The sequence below is a fragment of the Mycobacterium sp. NGS34 genome (genome assembly GCF_059812845.1).
Genome location: NZ_JCALDM010000002.1, coordinates 417,320 through 429,367 on the forward strand (window position 1 = coordinate 417,320; position 12,048 = coordinate 429,367).

Here is a 12,048-nt window from a genome sequence, read left to right on the forward strand (position 1 = left end):
CTGACGGTGCCGGGGGGAAGGGTTTGCGATGGTTAGGTGCAGAAAATCCTCGAAAGGAGCCTCCTATGGCGATTGACCCGAGTGCGGTCGGCGCGGTGAGCGACCCAATGCTGTTCGAATGGACGGACCGGGAGACGCTGCTCTACGCGCTCGGCGTCGGTTGCGGGACCGATGACCTGTCGTTCACCACCGAGAACAGTCACGACATCCCGCAGCAGGTGCTGCCCACCTACGCGGTGATCTGCAGCCCGGCCTTCGGGGCGGCGGGCAAGATCGGCACGTTCAACTGGGCCATGCTCTTGCACGGATCGCAGGGCGTCCGGTTGCACGCGCCGCTGCCGCCCGCGGGGAAGCTGTCTGTGGTCTCCGAGGTCACCGACATTCAGGACAAGGGCGAGGGCAAGAACGCGGTCGTGATGCTGCGCGGGCGCGGCACCGATCCCGACTCGGGTCAGCTGATCGCCGAGACGCTCACCACGCTGGTCATCCGCGGCGAGGGCGGGTTCGGCGGGCAGCCCGGCCAGCGGCCCGTCGCGCCCGAGATCCCCGACCGCGAGCCCGACGCCCGGATCCCGCTGACCACCCGCGAGGATCAAGCTCTGATCTACCGCCTGTCCGGTGACCGCAACCCGTTGCACAGCGACCCGTGGTTCGCCCGCGAGCTGGCCGGCTTCCCCAAGCCGATCCTGCACGGGCTGTGCAGCTACGGGGTGGCGGGCCGCGCGCTGGTCGCCGAGCTCGGCAAGGGGGTGGCGGCCAACGTCACCTCGATCGACGCGCGGTTCAGCGCGCCGGTATTCCCCGGCGAGACGCTGACCACGCTGATCTGGCGGACCGAGCCCGGCAAGGCCGTGTTCCGCACCGAGGCGTCCGGGGCCGAAGGCAACCCCGCGCGCGTGGTGCTCGACGACGGCGCCGTGGAGTACGCCGGCTAGGTCCCGTTGGTGCCGGGGGTGCCGAACAGCGAGCCCCGCTTGCCGCCCGCGCCGCCGGTTCCAACGGTGCCGGGAGCCGACGGGCCGGTGCCGGCGGTCCCGCCGTCGCCGCCGTTGCCGCCGTTGCCGATGTTCTGGGCGTTGCCGCCCGCGCCGCCCGCGCCGCCGTTGCCGCCGTCGCGCACGGCGCCGGCGGCGGTGGCGGTGTTGTTGCCGCCATTTCCACCGATACCGCCGGACCCGCCGTTGCCGTACAGGGTGCCGCCGGTGCCGCCGGTCCCGCCGCCACCGCCGTCGCCGCCGTTGGTGGCGGTCGTGCCGCTGGTGGGGCCGTTGGTGTTGCCGCCGTTCCCGCCGGCCCCGCCTGCACCGCCGGCGCCGAAGAGACCGGCGTTGCCGCCGTTTCCGCCGGTTCCGCCGAAGTAGCCGTTGCCGACACTGTGGGCGGTCTGGCTTCCACCGTTGCCGCCGCTCCCGCCGTCGCCGCCATTGCCGGACAGCAACCCGCCGGTGCCGCCGCCGCCGCCGTTGCCGCCCAGGCCGCCGCGGCCGTTGCCACCGGATTCGTTCCCGGCGGTACCGCCCTGCCCGCCGTGACCGCCGCCGCCGATCAGGCCGGCGTTGCCGCCCTGCCCGCCGAGACCGCCGTCCCCGCCGGCCCCGTTGTCGACATTGCCGCCGCCGATCCCGCCGGCCCCGCCGGCCCCACCGTTGCCCTCGAGCCATCCGCCGCGGCCGCCGTTCCCGCCGGCGCCGCCGGTGCCCGCCGGGGCGCCGGCGTTGGAACCGTTGAACCCGCCGGCCCCGCCGCTTCCGCCCGCACCGCCCTCGCCGACCAGCAAGCCGGCCGCGCCGCCGGCCCCGCCGTGGCCCCCATTGCCGGGGGCGCCGGTCGCGACGATGTTCGGCGGCCCGTCGCCGCCGGTGCCGCCGGCGCCACCGTTGCCCCACAGGCCCGCGGCCCCGCCGGCCCCGCCCGCCCCGCCGTTGCCGCCGGTGCCTTGCTGGACGTTGACGTTGCCGCCGCTGCCGCCGGCCCCGCCGTTGCCGTAGATCCATCCGCCGCGGCCGCCGGTGCCCCCGGCCCCGCCGCCGCCGTTGTCGGCGGGCTGGCCGCCGTTTCCACCCGCCGCACCGGTGCCGAACAACCCGGCGTTGCCGCCGCCCCCGCCGTTGCCCGCCGCACCGGCGCCGCCCGCAGTGCCTCCGCTGCCGCGAAGACTCCCGGCGACGCCGCCGTTACCGCCGGCACCGCCGGCCCCGGCGTTGCCCCATAGCAGTCCGGCGCTTTGGCCGGCCCCGCCGGCCCCGCCGGCGCCGCCGTTACCGCTGGCCTGCGGGCCGGGGGCGAATCCACCCCACGCGGTCCCGCCGGTCCCGCCGGCGCCGCCGTGGCCGCCCGCGCCGCCGCTGCCGCCCAGCAGCCCGGCGGTCCCGCCGGCGCCTCCGGCGCCGCCGCTGCCGGCGTTGCCCGACACTCCGAGGGAGGCCGGGCTGGCATTGGTGCCGGCGTTCCCGCCGGTGGCGCCGATACCGCCGTTTCCGCCGAGCCCGCCATCACCCCACAGCAGGCCGGCGCGGCCGCCGGCCCCGCCACTTCCGGCGCTGCCGCCCTGACCGCCGGTGCTGTTCGCTGCGGTGGACAGTCCGCCGGCCCCGCCGTCCGCGCCGGTACCGCCGGCTCCTCCGCTGCCTCCGAAAAGCCCGGCCGCACCGCCGGCCCCGCCGCTACCGCCGTTGCCGCCCACGCCGCCCGCGCTCGCGCCGGTCGCGCCGGCCACTCCGGCCCCGCCGTTTCCGCCGGCCCCGCCGCCGCCGTAGAGGAACCCGCCGTTACCGCCCGCGCCGCCGTTCCCGCCGTTTCCGCCGGCGGCCCCGGCACCGGCGGCTGCCGCGCCGCTACCGCCGTTGCCGCCCATGCCGCCGTTGCCAATCAGCCCGGCGGATCCGCCGTTGCCGCCGGCCAGGCCGGAGCCGGCGGCTTGCGTGTAGCCGTTGCCGCCGTTGCCGTACAGGAACCCGCCGGGCTGGCCGTTCGGGCTGGCCGCGGTGCCGTCGGCGCCGTTGCCGATCAGCGGGCGGCCGAGCAGCGTCTGGGTGGGCGCGTTGATCGCGCCCAGCACGTCCTGCTCGAGGGTCTGCAGGGGGGAGGCGTTCGCGGCCTCGGCGGCGGCGTAGGACAGGCCCGCGCCGTTCATCAGCTGGACGAATTGGTCGTGGAAGGCCGCGGCGCGCGCGGTGAACGCCTGGTACGTCTGGCCGTACTCGCCGAACAGTGCCGAGATGGCCGCCGAGACCTCGTCGGCGGCCGCGGCCTGCACCTGCGTTATCGGGGCGGAGGCGGCGGCGTTGGCCGAACCGATCGCCGTTCCAATGCCCGCCAGGTCCGTCGCGGCCGACGCCACCACGTCCGGAGTCGCGAATACAAACGACATAACTGACCTCCCAATTCGGCGGGAAGCCTAGCGTTTTTCCGTACCTCGCGCTCGGAGATTCGCCGACCCTCAGACCATTCGAAGGAGTGACCAGCGGTCAGCAGACCGAAGGTAATGCTTATGTCAGGTCGCTAAGCTGCCGCGCCAGCCGGTCGGTGAACTCGGCGGCCTGTGCGGGAGTGTCCAGGGCGTAGCGCGCCGCGGTGGCGCGATCACCGTCCTCGTTGTGCCGCACCAGGATTGGGACACCGTCCGCACGGACGGCGTCGAACGCGTCCTCGTCGGTGATGTCGTCGCCGAGATACACCGGCACCAGGGAGCCGGCCTCGCTCAGGTGCTGCAGCACCCAGCGGAGGGTCTTCCCTTTGTCCCAGTCCATGTCGGGGCGCAGCTCGATCACCTCGCGGCCCGTCGTCACCCGAAGCGCGTCGCGCCGGCCGGCCGCCCGCACCGCCGCGGCGACTTCGGCGACGCGATCGCGGGCGGCGTTGCGGTAGTGCACGGCGACGCCAAACCGCTTGTGCTCCACCACGACACCGGGAATCGAGCCCAGCCGGTCGCGCAGCTCGGCGGCCGCCTGTTCGAGCACCGGCACGGCCGCCGCCGCGTCCTCGTTCTGGTGGTGCGTCCCGTCCGGCGCGGTCAGCTCGAAGCCGTGGCTGCCGGCGTACCAGATGCCGGGCACGCCGAGGCGCTGCGTCACGTCGGCGAGATCGCGCCCGGACAGCACCGCCACCGGGCACTGCTCGGCCAGCTTGCCCAGCGCCTCGACGGCGCCGGCGACGGGCCGCGCCGCGTCCGGGTCGTTGACGATGTCGGACAGCGTGCCGTCGAAGTCGTAGAACACGGCCGGGGTGCGGGCGCTCAGGGCGCCGAGCGCCTCCAGCGCGTCCGGCAGCTCCGACATCCGGCGATCCCCGGTGCGCACGGCGATCTGGTCGAGGTCGTCGACCACCGCGTCGGCGTCTCTCGCCGCGTCGACGCCGATGACCAACGCGAATCCGTCCTCGCGCGCCGCCCGGACCACCGCCGGGTCGCCGGTGACGACGACGCTCCGGCCCGGCCGCACGCCCTCACGCGCGAGATGGTCGCCCGACGAGAAGACGCCGGTGTCGACGCCGACGTCCCGCAGCCGCCCCACCAGTGCCTCGGTGGACCCCAGCGCGGCGTCGAACAGGACGGCGTCGTGACGGCGCGGGTCGATGGTGACCGGCTCCAAGGTGGGCACCGACCAACGATCTCACGCGGACCGAGGCCGCCGAGGCCGGGTCAGCGAAGCGAAGACGGGTGCGCCCGCTGCGAGCGGTTCGGAAACGCGCGGGCTTTGCTCTTGCGCCGACGGTCCTTGCTGAACAGCAACACCGAGTCCTGGCTCAGCGCCACCAGCCGCGCGACGCCGAGTTCGATGCCGGCGGCCAGCTGCTTGACGTCGGCGGCGGCGTCGTATTCGCCGGTGATGCCGAACACCACCTCGTCGCCGTAGCTGAGCACGCCGACCCCGGTGCTCAGCCGCACGGCGGTCGGGGGAATCGGGAGGAAGCGCTCCAACGTCCGGCCCATCAGCCGCAGCTGGTGGCGGGGACCGGGCGCGTTGGTCGCCAGCGTCACGATCGCGCGTTGCGGAAGCCGCGCTAGCAGTTGTATCACGTTGCTGCGCAACATCGTTGGCAGCAGGTTGATCGCCGACTCCACGAGGTCGCCGAGGCCGGGCTCGTCGGCGTGCTTGGCCTTCCACTGATGGTGCACGGCCCGCAACAGCTGGACGGGATCCTCGTGCTCGACGGGCAGATACGGCAGCATGGCCGATCGCATCGGCATCGGCACCAGGGTGCGCAGCGAGTCGGCCCGCGGTTGTTCGCCGCGGCCCAGCAGCACCGTGCGGAAGCCCTCGGTGATGGCCGCGAGCGCGACGTCGTTGACGGTCACCCCGAATTTGCGGCACACGCGGTCGACGTCGGCGCGCGGCACCCGCACGGTGCCGTACTTGCGCATGGTGGTGACGGGGCCGACCGCGGGCCGCGCGGGCGGCCACATCGCCCCGACGAGGGCGTCCGCCAGCCCCGAAGCCCGCCCGAGGGCGTCGGCCCAGCCGCGCTTGGAGTCCGGTGTTGGCGCAACCCCTTTCGGCCCGGCGTGGTGGGCGAACGTGTCCCGGTCGGCGTCGTCGCAAAGGCGGGTGAGCAGATGGGCGGCGGAATGGCCGTCGGCCAGCCAGTGATGGACCTTCATCAGGATCGCCCACCGGTTGCCCCGCAGCCCCTCGATGACCCAGCACTCCCACAGGGGACGGTCGAGGTCGAGGGGACGCTCCAGGGCATGGGCGATGGCCCGGGACAATTCGGCGTCGTCACCCGGTCGCCGAACCACCACCCGGCGTACGTGATGGGCGAAATCGAGTCCCGGGCAGTCGATCCACTCGAAGTCCTGGGTCCGCAGCAACTGCGTGCATCGCGGAATCGACGGAAGCCGTTCCGCCAGTAGCTCTTTCAGTAGTTCGTCGTCGGGGGCGGTCCCGTCGATGATGGCGACCGCCCCGATCGCCAGGCTGGCATGCTGATCGGGGAACGCCGTGTCCAGCGTCTTCACCTGCGCCATCTCAGTTCCCGCCGTCGATTTTTGCCACCCGTACCAGTATCCGGTGCGGCGCCCCGTGCGCGGTAGCACCGCAGCGTTAAGACCTTGTTTAGGAGTTGAAGATCCGTTTAACAACCGTTGTCATATGCAGGGGTTAAATCGAACATATATTCGAGTAGACTCGGCGAGGTGGGCTGGTTCAACGGGCCGCCGAGCTGGGCGGAAATGGAGCGGGTGCTCGACGGCAAGCCGCGCCACGCCGGCGCGCCGGCGGAGCCCGCCGAGGACGCCCCGCTGTCGCGTAAGCGCGGGACCTACCGGCCGCCCGACGACACCCGGCCGGCCCGCTCGTCCGTTCCGTACGCCGAGCTGCACGCGCATTCGGCGTTCAGCTTCCTCGACGGCGCCAGCACCCCCGAGGAGATGGTGGAGGAGGCCGCCCGGCTGGGCCTGCGCGCCCTGGCGATCACCGACCACGACGGCCTGTACGGGGCGGTGCGGTTCGCCGAGGCGGCCGCCGAACTCGAGCTGCGCACCGTCTTCGGAGCCGAACTCTCGCTGGGGCCGGGCGCGCGCACCGAGACGCCCGACCCGCCCGGCCCGCACCTGCTGGTGCTGGCCCGCGGCCCGGAGGGTTACCGACGGCTGTCGCGGCAGCTGGCCGCGGCACACCTGGCCGGCGGGGAGAAGGGCAAGCCGTGCTACGACATCGACGCGCTGACCGAGGCCGCCGGCGGGCACTGGCACATCCTGACCGGGTGCCGCAAAGGCCATGTGCGCCAGGCATTGTCACAAGGGCCGGAGGCCGCGGAGCGGGCGCTGGCCGACCTGGTGGACCGGTTCGGCGCGCACCGGGTCAGCGTCGAGCTGACCCACCACGGTCACCCGCTCGACGACGAACGCAACGCGGCGCTGGCCGGGATCGCGCCGCGTTTCGGCGTCGGGGTCGTCGCCACCACCGGGGCGCACTTCGCCCACCCGTCGCGCGGCCGGCTGGCCATGGCGATGGGCGCCATCCGGGCCCGGGAGTCCCTTGATTCGGCCGCCGGGTGGCTGGCCCCGCTGGGCGGTGAGCACCTGCGGTCCGGCGAGGAGATGGCAAGGCTGTTCGCGCAGTTGCCTTTTGGGGGCCCTGACGCGGTGACGGCCGCCGCCGAACTCGGCGAGCAGTGCGCGTTTGGGCTGGCGCTCATCGCGCCGCGGCTGCCGCCGTTCGACGTGCCCGCCGGGCACACCGAGGACAGCTGGCTGCGGCAGCTGACCATGGCCGGCGCGCGCTACCGCTACGGGCCGGCCGATGCCGCCCCCCGCGCCTATGCCCAGATCGAGCACGAACTGAAAGTCATTGAACACCTGAGCTTTCCGGGTTATTTCCTGGTGGTGCACGACATCGCGCGGTTCTGCCGGGAGAACGACATCCTGTGCCAGGGCAGGGGATCGGCGGCCAACTCCGCGGTCTGCTACGCCCTGGGCGTCACAGCGGTGGACCCGGTGGCCAACGAGCTGCTGTTCGAGCGCTTCCTGTCGCCGGCCCGCGACGGGCCGCCCGACATCGACATGGACATCGAATCGGATCAGCGCGAGAAGGTCATCCAATACGTCTACGACAAGTACGGCCGCGACTACGCCGCCCAGGTCGCCAACGTCATCACCTACCGGGGCCGGATCGCGGTGCGCGACATGGCCCGCGCCCTGGGGTTTTCACAGGGGCAGCAGGACGCGTGGAGCAAGCAGATCAGCCACTGGAACGGCCTGGCCGACTCGCCGGATATCGAGGACATCCCGGAACAGGTGATCGACCTGGCCAACCAGATCCGCAACCTGCCGCGGCACATGGGCATCCACTCCGGCGGCATGGTGATCTGCGACCGCCCCATCGCCGACGTGTGCCCGGTGGAGTGGGCGCGCATGGAGAACCGCAGCGTCCTGCAGTGGGACAAGGACGACTGCGCGGCAATCGGTTTGGTGAAGTTCGACCTGCTCGGGCTGGGCATGCTCTCGGCGCTGCACTACGCCATCGACCTGGTGGCCGAGCACAAGGGCATCCGGGTGGACCTGGCCCGCCTCGACCTCTCCGAGCCGGCGGTGTATGAGATGCTGTGCCGCGCCGATTCCGTCGGCGTGTTCCAGGTGGAGTCGCGGGCGCAGATGGCCACGTTGCCCAGGCTGCGGCCGCGGGTGTTCTACGACCTGGTGGTCGAGGTCGCGCTGATCCGCCCCGGGCCCATCCAGGGCGGGTCTGTGCACCCCTATATCCGGCGGCGCAACGGCATCGACCCGGTCGTCTACGACCACCCGTCGATGGAGTCCGCGCTGCGAAAGACGCTGGGGGTGCCGCTCTTTCAGGAACAACTCATGCAGCTCGCCGTCGACTGCGCCGGCTTCTCCGCCGCCGAGGCCGACCAGCTGCGCCGCGCCATGGGCTCCAAGCGCTCGACCGAGCGGATGCGACGGTTGCGTGGGCGGTTCTACGACGGCATGCGCGAACTGCACGGCGCCCCCGACGACGTGATCGACCGGACCTACGAAAAGCTGGAAGCCTTCGCCAATTTCGGCTTTCCCGAAAGCCACGCGCTGTCCTTCGCGTCGCTGGTGTTCTACTCGTCGTGGTTCAAGCTGCACCACCCGGCGGCGTTCTGCGCGGCGCTGCTGCGCGCGCAGCCGATGGGCTTCTACTCGCCGCAGTCGCTGGTGGCCGACGCGCGCCGGCACGGCGTCACGGTGCACGGGCCCGACGTCAACGCCAGCCTGGCGCACGCCACCCTCGAGAACGAGGGGACCGAGGTGCGGCTCGGCCTCGGCGCCGTCCGCCACATCGGCGACGACCTCGCCGAGCGGCTGGTCGACGAGCGAAAGGCCAACGGTCCGTTCGCATCCCTGCTGGACCTGACCACCCGGCTGCAGCTGTCCGTGCCGCAGACCGAGGCGCTGGCGACGGCCGGGGCGCTGGGCTGCTTCGGCATGTCCCGGCGTGAGGGGCTGTGGGCGGCCGGGGCCGCCGCCACCCAACGCCCCGACCGGTTGCCCGGGGTGGGCTCGTCGTCACACATCCCGGCGCTGCCAGGAATGAGCGAGCTGGAGCTGGCCGCCGCCGACGTGTGGGCCACCGGCATCTCCCCGGACAGTTACCCGACGCAGTTCCTGCGCGAGGACCTCGACGCGATGGGCGTGGTGCCGGCAGCCGCGCTGGGAGCCGTGCCCGACGGCGACCGCGTGCTGATCGCCGGCGCGGTGACCCACCGGCAGCGGCCCGGAACCGCCCAGGGGGTGACGTTTATCAACCTCGAGGACGAGACCGGGATGGTCAACGTGCTCTGCACGCCGGGGGTGTGGGCGCGACACCGCAAGCTGGCCAACGCCGCCCCCGCGCTGCTGATCCGCGGGCAGGTGCAAAACGCCAGCGGCGCCATCACCGTGGTGGCCGAGCGGCTGGGCCGCATCACCTTGGCGGTGGGCTCGAAGTCGCGCGACTTCCGCTGAGCCGTGCACTGGCGGCAAGGCCGCCCGCCGAACGTGCACTGGCGGCGCGGTTTTGGCCCAATCGCGCGGCGAAGCGGATTTTGCGCGGAAAGACGCCTAGCAAATCCGCCACGTCGTAAGCTATTCGAAAAATCGGCTGTATTGATTCACTGTGTCAAGGGAGTCGAAATGAAATTCAAGCTCGTTCGGCGCGGCGCAGCGATATTGGGTTGTGCTGCCGCGCTTGTTCTTTCCCCCGCGGTGGCCAGCGCCGATCCGCCCGACCCGCACCAGCCGGACATGACGAAAGGTTTCTGCCCGGGGGGTCGTTGGGGCTACGGCAATTTGGCCGTGTGCGACGGCGAGAAGTATCCCGACGGGTCGTTTTGGCACCAGTGGATGAAAACGTGGATTGTCGGCCCGCAATTTTATTACGACTGCGTCGGCGGCGACGAACCCCTGCCGGGACCGCCGCCGCCCGGTGGCTGCGGCGGCGCGATTCCGCCCGACGGGCCCCCGCCGCCCCCCTAGCCGACCCCGGGCTCAGCCCGTGGGCGTCGTCCACACCTTCGTCGGCGTGATCTTCAGCCGGGTGCTGTAGGCGCCCAGCGAGTCGGTCAGGCCGAAGCTCGCCGCGGCCTCGCGGTACTTCGCCCAGTACGGCGCGTCCTCGCGGCCGTCGACCCCGGTGGCGTCCACCTCCGCGATGCCACCGATGACGATGATCCCGCCGCCGTTGCCGTCGGAATCCAGGTTCAGGCTCACCTCGGGGTGCGCCTTGACGTGGGCGACCTTGGCTGCCTGCGGCATGGAGTACACGGTCAGCTTGGCGCCGTCGAAGTAGAACCAGATCAGCCGCGGCACCGGCTGCCCCGATTTCGCGACGGTGGTCAGCCAGCCGTACTGATCCGATGTCAGCCTGTCGGAAACCTCTTGTGTCAGTTCGACGCTCATGAGGCCGAATGTAGCCCGAATGTAGTCTCCACACATGACCCTCAACCTGTCCGTCGACGAAGTCCTCACCACCACCCGCTCGGTGCGCAAGCGGCTCGACTTCGATAAGCCGGTCGGCCGCGAGGTGCTGATGGAATGCCTGGACCTGGCGCTGCAGGCGCCCACCGGGTCCAACTCGCAGGGCTGGCAGTGGGTGTTCGTCGAGGACGCCGAAAAGAAGAAGGCGATCGGCGACATCTACCTGGCCAACGCCCGCGGCTACCTCGCCGCGCCGGGCGCCCAGTACGCCGAGGGCGACACCCGCGGCGAGCGGATGGGCAAGGTCCGCGATTCGGCGACCTATCTCGCCGAGCACATGGGCGAGGCGCCGGTCCTGATGATCCCGTGCATCGAGGGCCGCGAGGACAAGTCACCGCTGGGTGGCGTGTCGTTCTGGGCGTCGCTGTTTCCCGCGGTGTGGAGCTTCTGCCTGGCGCTGCGCTCGCGGGGCCTGGGCTCCTGCTGGACGACGCTGCACCTGCTGCGCGACGGTGAAAAGCAGGCCGCCGACGTGCTCGGCATCCCGTACGACAAATTCAGCCAGGGCGGGCTGTTCCCCATCGCCTACACCAAGGGCACCGACTTCCGGCCGGCAAAGCGCCTGCCCGCCGAGCAGCTCACGCACTGGAACGCCTGGTAGGTCAGGTCGTCAGCGGCCACACCTCGACGACCCCGTGCGCGACGGCGCAGGGCGCCAGGCTCACCCGCTCGATCGCCGCGTCGAGGTCCTCGGCCTCGATCACCGCGAACCCGGCGATCGGCAGCGCCGACTGCAGGTAAGGCCCGGGGTCGGTCCGCACGCCCGAGCCCCCCGGATTGCGCACCTGGACGGGGCGTCCCGCAATGCCGACGAGCGCCCCCGCCGCGCGCAGCGCGTCGTCGCGCTCGTGCGCGGCCGCTTTGCATTCGTCGCTCGCGCGGTCATACCCCGCCGCGTCCCCGTAACCGATCGTGATGAAGGTAGCCATATCAAGGCTGACCCGCGCGGGGCCCGGAACTCACCGCGCCCCGGCGTATCCGTTCTGCCGCCAGGCCTCGTAGACGGCGATCGCGGCCGCGTTGGACAGGTTCAGCGACCGCCGGCCCGCCAGCATCGGGATGCGCACCTGCCGGGTGACGTGCGGGTCGGCCAGGGTCGCCGCGTCCAGCCCGTCGGGTTCCGGGCCGAACATCAACACGTCGCCGGCCTGGTAGTCGACGTCGGCGAACGACGTGGTCGCGTGCGCGGTGAAGGCGCTCACCCGCGCCGGCGCCAGCGCGTCCCACGCCGCCCGCAGCGACGGGTGCACGGTGACCGACGCCAGGTCGTGATAGTCCAGGCCGGCGCGGCGCAGCTTCGGCTCGGACAGGTCGAATCCCAGCGGCTCGACCAGGTGCAGTTCGGCGCCGGTGGCGGCCGCCGTCCGGATCGCGTTGCCGGTGTTGGGGGCGATGCGCGGGGTGACGAACAAAAGCCGGAACATTGTTTGCCAGACTTGCACACCGGCGCGCGGCCCAACCTTGGAGGGCTCTGCCTACTCAGTAGGAATTGTGGAGACCTCGGGCGCGGGCTGTCATACTCGTCGGATTGCCAGGTGTTTATCTTCTGGCGCCGACTGCGTGGGGTAGGCGGAATAAAGCAGGAAGTCTCATGAGCCTCTCGTTTCACCGAG

10 protein-coding genes are annotated in these 12,048 nt (G+C 72.1%); 4 read left to right on the forward strand and 6 right to left on the reverse strand.

Annotated elements, in window-relative coordinates:
* Positions 1-65 precede the first annotated feature (65 nt).
* Positions 66-935: a MaoC family dehydratase gene (locus AC5Y7V_RS06955; protein ID WP_499879289.1), complete on the forward strand. Its 870-nt coding sequence runs from the start codon at positions 66-68 to the stop codon at positions 933-935.
* On the opposite strand, the gene AC5Y7V_RS06960 is transcribed toward AC5Y7V_RS06955, so the two are convergent.
* The 3 genes from AC5Y7V_RS06960 to AC5Y7V_RS06970 form a co-directional block, all read right to left on the reverse strand.
* Complete coding sequence (locus AC5Y7V_RS06960; protein WP_499879290.1) at positions 932-3,370, reverse strand: PE family protein; 2,439 nt, start codon at positions 3,368-3,370, stop codon at positions 932-934. The two genes, AC5Y7V_RS06955 and AC5Y7V_RS06960, sit on opposite strands and share 4 nt — an antisense overlap.
* Positions 3,371-3,488: 118 nt before the next feature.
* Complete coding sequence (otsB, locus tag AC5Y7V_RS06965) at positions 3,489-4,598, reverse strand: trehalose-phosphatase (protein WP_499879291.1); 1,110 nt, start codon at positions 4,596-4,598, stop codon at positions 3,489-3,491.
* 41 nt (positions 4,599-4,639) lie between these two features.
* Positions 4,640-5,965, reverse strand: a complete 1,326-nt coding sequence (locus tag AC5Y7V_RS06970; protein ID WP_499879292.1) for a wax ester/triacylglycerol synthase domain-containing protein — start codon at positions 5,963-5,965, stop codon at positions 4,640-4,642.
* Positions 5,966-6,133: 168 nt separating this feature from the next.
* Between AC5Y7V_RS06970 and AC5Y7V_RS06975 the strand changes: the two genes are divergently transcribed.
* Both AC5Y7V_RS06975 and AC5Y7V_RS06980 read left to right on the forward strand, forming a co-directional pair.
* Positions 6,134-9,424 (forward strand): error-prone DNA polymerase, encoded by a 3,291-nt coding sequence (locus AC5Y7V_RS06975; protein WP_499879293.1) that lies wholly within the window; start codon positions 6,134-6,136, stop codon positions 9,422-9,424.
* 168 nt (positions 9,425-9,592) lie between these two features.
* On the forward strand, positions 9,593-9,934 hold the full coding sequence (locus AC5Y7V_RS06980) for a hypothetical protein (protein ID WP_096285023.1): 342 nt from the start codon (positions 9,593-9,595) through the stop codon (positions 9,932-9,934).
* A 12-nt stretch (positions 9,935-9,946) separates the two neighbouring features.
* On the opposite strand, the gene AC5Y7V_RS06985 is transcribed toward AC5Y7V_RS06980, so the two are convergent.
* Complete coding sequence (locus AC5Y7V_RS06985; RefSeq protein WP_499879294.1) at positions 9,947-10,357, reverse strand: TIGR03667 family PPOX class F420-dependent oxidoreductase; 411 nt, start codon at positions 10,355-10,357, stop codon at positions 9,947-9,949.
* A gap of 34 nt (positions 10,358-10,391) precedes the next feature.
* On the opposite strand from AC5Y7V_RS06985, the gene AC5Y7V_RS06990 reads away from it, so the two are divergent.
* Positions 10,392-11,036, forward strand: coding sequence for a nitroreductase family protein (locus tag AC5Y7V_RS06990; RefSeq protein WP_085184878.1), 645 nt, complete (start codon positions 10,392-10,394; stop codon positions 11,034-11,036).
* A 1-nt stretch (position 11,037) separates the two neighbouring features.
* On the opposite strand, the gene AC5Y7V_RS06995 is transcribed toward AC5Y7V_RS06990, so the two are convergent.
* Positions 11,038-11,364: a YciI family protein gene (locus tag AC5Y7V_RS06995; RefSeq protein ID WP_499879295.1), complete on the reverse strand. Its 327-nt coding sequence runs from the start codon at positions 11,362-11,364 to the stop codon at positions 11,038-11,040.
* 30 nt (positions 11,365-11,394) lie between these two features.
* Complete coding sequence (locus tag AC5Y7V_RS07000; RefSeq protein WP_499879296.1) at positions 11,395-11,859, reverse strand: tRNA (cytidine(34)-2'-O)-methyltransferase; 465 nt, start codon at positions 11,857-11,859, stop codon at positions 11,395-11,397.
* Between the last annotated feature and the right edge of the window lie 189 nt (positions 11,860-12,048).

Excerpts from the sequence above, each read along its gene's own strand:
- AC5Y7V_RS06995 (WP_499879295.1), bottom strand. The coding sequence starts at position 11,364 with ATGGCTACCTTCATCACGATCGGTTACGGGGACGCGGCGGGGTATGAC.
- AC5Y7V_RS06970 (WP_499879292.1), bottom strand. The coding sequence starts at position 5,965 with ATGGCGCAGGTGAAGACGCTGGACACGGCGTTCCCCGATCAGCATGCC.
- AC5Y7V_RS06990 (WP_085184878.1), top strand. The coding sequence starts at position 10,392 with ATGACCCTCAACCTGTCCGTCGACGAAGTCCTCACCACCACCCGCTCG.
- AC5Y7V_RS06980 (WP_096285023.1), top strand. The coding sequence starts at position 9,593 with ATGAAATTCAAGCTCGTTCGGCGCGGCGCAGCGATATTGGGTTGTGCT.
- AC5Y7V_RS06960 (WP_499879290.1), bottom strand. The coding sequence starts at position 3,370 with ATGTCGTTTGTATTCGCGACTCCGGACGTGGTGGCGTCGGCCGCGACG.
- AC5Y7V_RS06985 (WP_499879294.1), bottom strand. The coding sequence starts at position 10,357 with ATGAGCGTCGAACTGACACAAGAGGTTTCCGACAGGCTGACATCGGAT.
- AC5Y7V_RS06955 (WP_499879289.1), top strand. The coding sequence starts at position 66 with ATGGCGATTGACCCGAGTGCGGTCGGCGCGGTGAGCGACCCAATGCTG.
- AC5Y7V_RS07000 (WP_499879296.1), bottom strand. The coding sequence starts at position 11,859 with ATGTTCCGGCTTTTGTTCGTCACCCCGCGCATCGCCCCCAACACCGGC.